Raw genomic sequence first — 1,115 nt, 5'->3', positions numbered from 1 at the left:
GGCCGAGATACCCTTGGGCGTGAGCTGGTAGAGGTAGGCGGCCTTGTTGGCGCTGTTGCGGAAGTTTCGCACCTTGACCCAGCCTTTTCCGACAACGGCTCGCAGACAGTAATTGGTCTTGCCCAGGCTCATTCCCAGCTCCTTGGCGAGTTCGCGCTGGGACATTGCCGGATCCTGCTCGAGGAGCCTGAGGATGTGGTAGCGGGTTGAGTCGTTCAAAGAACTAGTTTTCAGTTTTCAGTGTTCAGTTTTCAGTTCGTTCGGGAGCCCGATGTCCGGCTCTTCTTTGACTTTGCCTGCCTGCGAACGAATCAGGCCCTGGAGCATGGCTCCAATTTCCCTGCACTCTTCAGTCATCCTTGCAGCATGTTCCTGGCTGATTGCGCCTATTCTTTTTGCGATGTAGAGCTGGGTTCTAAGCTCAGCGCACGAACCCTTGGCGATTTTTAGAAATCTGACGAATTCGGGGGTAGTGTCTCGCTCGTGCCCTTCCGCGATATTGGACGGTACAGATACAGCCGCACGAGTCATTTGGTCTTTCAGGCCATAGTCAAGGGAATCGCGGACTGCCGCATAGACATCGGTCGCGAGCCTGCATCCGCGCTTCCAGACATCGAGATCTTCGAATGAGGCGTAGGGCATAGGATTAGTTTTCAGTAGTAAGTTTTCAGTTTTCAGTAAAAACCAAGGATGAACGAAGGAAGAGCTCGATTGGGTGACTTGGTCAGGCCGTCGTGGAATCGGCCCGCATCACAGATTCTTCGTCGCAACATGTGAAGCATCGGCTGACCGGTTTACTGAAAACTGAAAACTTTCAACTGAATACTCGCGGCCTGCGGCCGCGGACACGCTACCGCCGATGGGGGAGCTCCCACAGGCTTGATTTTGCTTCTTTTTTTTGTGTTCAACGAGTGAACGCATCGGTAGTGTAAGCGAGGGTGCGGGTGACTTCAACCTGTTTTAGGTTTCAGGTTTTAGGTTTTTAGGTTTCCTGACTAGCGTCGTGTCTCAGTAGCGTTCTCGCGCCGTGTCATTACCCGCCGAGCAAGCCACTGGTCCCCGGCTCAAGGCCGGGGCGACATTGTTGGAGCTTCCCCTGGTTGTCGTCCCGGACC

General features: G+C 54.1%; 2 protein-coding genes. Both read right to left on the bottom strand.

The features are described 5' to 3' along the window. On the bottom strand, positions 1–219 hold a 219-nt coding region (locus VJ956_RS14250; RefSeq protein WP_324085706.1), incomplete at its 3' end, for a MarR family EPS-associated transcriptional regulator. Between the two features lie 18 nt (positions 220–237). Further along, positions 238–642 carry a four helix bundle protein gene (locus tag VJ956_RS14245; RefSeq protein ID WP_324085705.1) on the bottom strand — a complete coding sequence of 135 codons (405 nt, stop codon included), beginning with the start codon at positions 640–642 and terminating at the stop codon, positions 238–240. Positions 643–1,115 lie beyond the last annotated feature (473 nt).

The sequence above is a fragment of the Marinobacter sp. genome (assembly GCF_035268745.1).
GTDB lineage: Bacteria > Pseudomonadota > Gammaproteobacteria > Pseudomonadales > Oleiphilaceae > Marinobacter.
This window is presented reverse-complemented; position numbering and strand designations above follow the sequence as displayed.

Coding starts and splice junctions, on each gene's coding strand:
- VJ956_RS14245 (WP_324085705.1), bottom strand. CDS start 642: ATGCCCTACGCCTCATTCGAAGATCTCGATGTCTGGAAGCGCGGATGC.